At 58.7% G+C, this 5836-nt stretch carries 3 protein-coding genes; 1 reads left to right on the top strand and 2 read right to left on the bottom strand.

Annotated elements, in window-relative coordinates; translation table 11 throughout:
• Window positions 1-193: 193 nt before the first annotated feature.
• Window positions 194-1657 (bottom strand): 30S ribosomal protein S1, encoded by a 1464-nt coding sequence (gene rpsA, locus QP978_RS10610; protein ID WP_005510285.1) that lies wholly within the window; start codon window positions 1655-1657, stop codon window positions 194-196.
• A 283-nt stretch (window positions 1658-1940) separates the two neighbouring features.
• Entirely contained in the window at window positions 1941-4586 is a 2646-nt protein-coding gene (gene polA / locus QP978_RS10615; RefSeq protein ID WP_284857158.1) for a DNA polymerase I, read from the bottom strand.
• A gap of 444 nt (window positions 4587-5030) precedes the next feature.
• Here polA and QP978_RS10620 point away from each other — a divergent pair, with 444 nt between their 5' ends.
• Window positions 5031-5621 carry a TetR/AcrR family transcriptional regulator gene (locus tag QP978_RS10620; RefSeq protein ID WP_049193961.1) on the top strand — a complete coding sequence of 197 codons (591 nt, stop codon included), beginning with the start codon at window positions 5031-5033 and terminating at the stop codon, window positions 5619-5621.
• The last annotated feature ends 215 nt before the right edge of the window (window positions 5622-5836 follow it).

The raw sequence follows: 5836 nt of genomic DNA on the forward strand, positions 1-5836 counted from the left end.
AACCTCGGCATCCAAAAAGGCTGGATCAAATAACCGCAACACGCCCGGAAAAGACACACTTTTCTTTACTTAACCCAGAACAAGGCCGAGCAGGTGCCCGTCGTAAAGCAAAGAAGGCACGAAAAAGCCCCAGCGAGGAAAACCTCGCCGGGGCGATTTCTCAAAGGGACGTGTAAGCCCTTAGCGGCCTAGCTTAGTTGCCAGCCAGCTTCTCGCGCAGAGCAGCGAGCTGCTCGTCGGAAGCCAGGGTGCCGCCTGCGTTGTCTGCAGCCGGTGCGGCCGGAGCAGCCGGGGCTGCCTCGCCGGACTCGGAAGAGTAGTTCGAAGCGGTCTCTGCAGCCTCGGCAGCTGCAGCGCGGTGACGCTCGATCTGGGCAGCGTGCAGCTGGTGGTGACGCTCTGCCTCTGCGTAGCGAGCCTCCCACTCTGCGCGCTGGGTCTCGAAGCCCTCCATCCACTCGTTGGTCTCCGGGTCGAAGCCCTCCGGGAAGATGTAGTTGCCCTGCTCGTCGTAGGAGTCGCCCATGCCGTACTTGGTCGGGTCGAACTCTTCGGTGAAGTCCTCGTCAGCCTGCTTGAGGGACAGGGAGATACGACGACGCTCGAGGTCGATGTCGATGACCTTGACCATGACCTGCTCGTCGACGGAGACGATCTGGTCCGGAACATCGATGTGGCGGGAAGCCAGCTCGGAGATGTGAACCAGGCCCTCGATGCCCTCCTCGACGCGGACGAACGCACCGAACGGAACCAGCTTGGTGACCTTGCCCGGAACAATCTGGCCGATTGCGTGAGTGCGGGCGAAGACGCGCCACGGATCTTCCTGAGTAGCCTTCAGGGACAGGGAAACGCGCTCGCGGTTCAGGTCGACCTCGAGAACCTCGACAGTGACCTCGTCGCCAACCTGGACAACCTCGGACGGGTGGTCGATGTGCTTCCAGGACAGCTCGGAAACGTGAACCAGGCCGTCAACACCGCCGAGATCGACGAATGCGCCGAAGTTGACGATGGAGGAAACGACACCCTTGCGGACCTGGCCCTTCTGCAGCTGGTGCAGGAACTCAGAGCGGACCTCAGACTGGGTCTGCTCGAGCCATGCACGGCGGGACAGAACGACGTTGTTGCGGTTCTTGTCGAGCTCGATGATCTTGGCCTCGATCTCCTGGCCGATGTACGGCTGGAGGTCGCGGACACGACGCATCTCGACGAGGGAAGCCGGCAGGAAGCCGCGCAGGCCGATGTCGAGGATCAGGCCGCCCTTGACGACCTCGATGACGGTACCGGTAACCGGCTCGTCGTTCTCCTTGAGCTGCTCGATGGTGCCCCAAGCACGCTCGTACTGAGCGCGCTTCTTGGACAGGATGAGGCGGCCTTCCTTGTCTTCCTTGGTCAGGACCAGCGCGTCGATCTCATCGCCAACTTCGACCACTTCGTCAGGGTCGACATCGTGCTTGATGGACAGTTCGCGGGAAGGAATGACACCTTCAGTCTTGTAGCCGATGTCGAGAAGAACCTCGTCGCGGTCAACCTTAACGACGGTGCCCTCAACGATGTCACCATCGTTGAAGTACTTCATCGTCGAGTCGACAGCGGCCAGGAAATCCTCAGCGGTGCCAATGTCGTTGATGGCAACCTGAGGGACGTTAGAAGTGGACATATAAGATGTGCTCCGAAGCGGATAGAAATCGAAAAACGGACAATTTCGGCCTTGCCCCCTCAAAGAAACACCTGGACAACCGGGCCAAATCCGCTTTCGGCGAATCTCGCCATTGGCAATTAGTTAACCCGATGTCCCTGGAGCTCGAGGCTGCAAAGTCGGCACGCTAATGCATACCTAGCGAACAATACCGATTTGAGCTGCGACATTCAAGTCCGCAACACATCCGCGGCAAGCCCGCAACAAGTCCGCCGACCAGCACTACGGCCCGACCTTCGCACCACTAATGCGCAGCAGTATCCCAGTTCACACCAGCACCGATGGAAACATCCAACGGCACCAGCAATTCAGCCGCCGAGTCCATCTCGCGATGCAACAGCTCCTTGATGGCTCCCTCTTCCCCATCTGCAACTTCAACAACCAGTTCGTCATGAACCTGCAGGAGGACACGTGAGCGCAACCCGCCCCGTCGTAAAGCATCGTCGACCCGGAGCATCGCAATCTTAATAATGTCTGCCGCCGACCCCTGGATGGGCGAGTTCAAAGCCGCGCGTTCCGCGTTATCGCGAGCGATGCGGTTGTCGGCGTTGAGTTCCGGCAGGTAGCGGCGCCGATCGAACATCGTGGCCGTAAAGCCGTCCTTGCGCGCCTGCTCAACAACCTTGTGCAGGTAATCGCGCACGCCGCCGAAGCGCTCGAAGTAGTCCTCCATGAGCTTCTTCGCCTCGCGCTGCGGAATGTCGAGCTGCTGCGCCAGACCAAAAGCACTCAGGCCATAAGCGAGACCGTAACTCATCGCCTTCACACGACGACGCAGCTCGGGCGTAACCTCATCGATGCCGACACCGAAAACCTTCGAACCGACATAGTTGTGCAGGTCCTCGCCCTGACGGTAGGCCTCAATCAGCCCCGGATCCTGCGACAGGTGCGCCATCACGCGCATCTCAATCTGCGAGTAGTCCGCGGTGATCAGCTGCTCATAGCCATCGCCGACCACGAACGCCTCACGAATCCGTCGCCCGAACTCCGTGCGCACCGGGATGTTCTGCAGATTCGGCTCCGTCGACGACAGACGCCCCGTCGCCGCGACCGTCTGATTAAAAGTCGTATGAATACGGCCATCATCAGCGACAGCCTTAATCAGCCCCTCCACGGTCGACTTCATCTTCTGCGACTCGCGGAACTTCAACAGGTAATCCAGGAACGGATGCGGGTTGACCTTCGCCAGCCCCTCAATTTCCTTCGCCGCCGTGGAATAGCCCGTCTTCGTCTTCTTTGTCTTGGGCATTCCCAGCTGGTCAAACAGGACCTCTTGCAACTGCTTCGGCGATCCGAGATTCAGCTCAGGCTTATCGACGAGGTTGCGAGCCTCACTCTCCGCCTCATCGGTAGCCGCCTGCGCCTGCTTTCGGAGCTCCTCGAGCGCATCAACATCGACAGCGATACCGGCACGCTCCATCCGACCCAGCACTGGGGCGAGCGGGACTTCCAGGTCGGCGTACACACTGTAGAGCCCGGCCTCGTCGAGTTCGACAGCCAATCGCTCAGCCAGGTCGATGACGGCGGCGACATGGGAAGCGTCTTCGGCCGGGCCATCGAGCAGGGTCATCTGGCCCTCGGCCTGCGAAAGAGTCTGGCCCAGGTGACGCTGGACGACGTTGTCCAAGCTGTAGCTGCGCTGGCTTGGGCGCAGCAGATACGCAGCCAGGAAGGTGTCGTGGATGACCCCGGCCAGCTCGAAGTCGTAGTTCCAGAGTGCATGCATGGCCGTTTTAGAGTCATGCACCAGCTTCGGATGGTCGCCAGCGAGCCACTCGCGCAGTGCGTCGGCATCTTCGGCGGAAAGATCACCCAAGTCGAGAGAAACAGCCTGGCCGGAGGTCTTGCCCTTCTCATCTGCGGAGCCAATCATCAGGGTGTGCTCCCCGACCTGCAACGCGGCCGGCTCGTGCAGATTATCGAGCCAGGCAGCCAGGGCGCCGTCGTCAAGCGAAACAGCCTCGAGCTTTGTCGCACTGTCGCTGGTGGAGGCGGTGACGCCCGCGCCTTCGATGGAAAGGGTGCGGAACACGCGCTCGCGAAGGTTGTCGCCGAATTCGAGGCGGTCGAAGAAGTCGATGATTCCCTGGGCGTCGGCGGGACGGAGCTCGAGCTCGTTCGGACCGTATGGCAAGGGCAGGTCCTTGACCATTTCGGTGATGTCGCGGTTCAGCTGGACGTTTGCGACGCGCTCGCGGAAGTTATCGCCGACTTTGCCGCGGATTTCGTCAGCGTGGTCGATGAGGTTTGCCAGCGTGCCGTACTGAACGATCCACTTCGTCGCGGTCTTCTCGCCGACCCCCGGAATGCCCGGGAGGTTGTCGGAGGGGTCGCCGCGGAGAGCAGCGAAGTCCGGGTACTGAGTCGGCGTCAGACCGTACTTCTTCTCGATAGCAGCAGGCGTGAAGCGATGCAGCGTGGTGACGCCGCGCATTGGATAAAGCACCGTGGTGGTGTCGTTGACCAACTGGAACGAGTCACGGTCACCGGTGACGATGAGCGTTTCGAAGCCCTCAGGCTTGGCTTGGGTAGCCAAAGTCGCGATAATGTCGTCGGCCTCATAGTTGTCCTTTTCCAGCGTGACGATGCCCATCTCTTTCAGCACCTGCTGAATAAGCGGCACCTGACCACGGAATTCCTCAGGAGTCTTCTCACGCTGAGCCTTATACTCCGGGAAGATCTCGTTGCGGAAGGTCTCGCGGGCGACATCGAAGGCGACCGCCACGTGCGTGGGCGTTTCCTCGCTGAGGATATTGGACAGCATAGAAAGGAAGCCGTACACCGCGTTCGTTGTCTGACCACCGGTGGTTGAGAAATTATCCACCGGAAGGGCAAAGAACGCGCGGAAGGCCATGGAATGACCGTCGATAAGCATGAGGGTCTTCTTCATGACATCCCAGTGTAGGAAAATTTTGAACAGCGTAGGAAAACTGAGATACGCGCTGAGGAATCGTGAGCTGCGGAGGATGAGCTGTTGGCCGGTCAGCTTCAGTGAACAATAATTACGGTAATCAGGCTGTATTTTGAAACGGGTTCAACAGCCCCTTAGTCCACCTGAACAGTGATTCGCAAGAGTGAGCCTCCCGAGCGTCGGTTGGCGCTTGGTTTCAGTTTTCGAAATGCTGTAATCCAACTTTAATATTCGCCTTATTTTCCTGGAGTTTTTCCATATTTTCCAGCGATTGTTCAACAGCATGCACGGAACCTGCCCCAAATGAGGCACCTAGAAATTACCCCCTCTTTGAGGTGGCCGCGAAAACATATCGCCACGTCCTGCGCATGCCTCTGAAATCAATTGGCGTAGTTACGCTTTCATGGCTTTAGACTCTTCAGCATGAGTGAGTTCGATTCGACCGATTTCCAACGGAGCGCCCAGTCCACCCGCGAGCGCATCATCGCGGCTGCAGCTCGGCACTTCGCGCGCAAGCCTTTGCGAAGCGTGCCGCTGAAGGAAATTGCCAGCGATGCGGGCGTTAGCGCGCCGCTCATCATCAAGTACTTCGGCTCCAAAGAAGGTCTCATGGCCGAACTGATTGACTTCAGCCAGTTCAAAGGCACACTCAGCCGAGCTCCCTTCAATGAACTTGGCCAGCGGATGGCCAGCGCTATTTTGACTGGTCAAGGAATGGCCGGACAGTCCATGATTCCGCTGATTGTCGGATCCCTCGACTCCGAGGAAACTGCAAAAGTCATCGCCGAGCGGTTCAATGAAGCTGTTGCAGATGACTTGATTCGCCGCGTCGAAGAGGACGGACCGGAAGACGTTAGCCACGATGCTGCTGTGCACCGCAGCCAAATGGCTATTTCCCTCTGCGTCGGATACCTAGTTCTTTCTGATACTGGTCTAATCGATGAGGCCAACGCGCCGAGGATTTCGGTTGAGGCCCTGGGCAGCTGCCTGCAGCAAATCATCGAGCACGGCTAAGAACTGAGCACGGCCAAGGAAGCAGCTCCACTGCCCACTGCCTACTGCCACCACCCACTGCCACCGACTACTCCTGCGTAACTCACTGAATCAGCAGCGCCACCCCAGGCGCTGCTTTTTTGTTTTGTGTCCTTAATCGCGGGTTAAACGACAGAAAGTGTGTCTGGATTCGGTGATTTGTAGTGGTTGACCTCTAGGTTTCAGAGAAATATATG

This window comes from Corynebacterium sp. MSK035 (assembly GCF_030232615.1).
GTDB lineage: Bacteria > Actinomycetota > Actinomycetes > Mycobacteriales > Mycobacteriaceae > Corynebacterium > Corynebacterium jeikeium_D.